Genomic DNA, 261 nt, shown 5'->3' on the forward strand with positions numbered 1-261 from the left:
AACAGCATCGCCTAATATTGGTTATGAAGGTGATACTGTAACACTTAACTACAGATTTGCGAATGTAGCGTTTTTTAATCATCTGGACTTACAGCTTAACTTGGAAAGCGATAACGGCGAAATCGCTTGTAAAGACACTGCCGGGAGCGGAAGTGAAACCTACACCATAAGCAACGAAAATACTATAGACGGAGTTATCACCATTACCGCCATTGGATTCAAATGTTACAATAAAACCTGTTGTAACACCGGTTGCAATGC

At 40.6% G+C, this 261-nt stretch carries 1 protein-coding gene; it reads left to right on the forward strand.

The window, feature by feature from the left end; all coding sequences use genetic code 11:
- Window positions 1–261, forward strand: a 261-nt coding sequence (locus tag ACYVTD_RS19120) for a hypothetical protein (RefSeq protein ID WP_461249156.1), incomplete at both ends; no start/stop codon positions are given.

This window comes from Treponema sp. R6D11 (genome assembly GCF_054786075.1).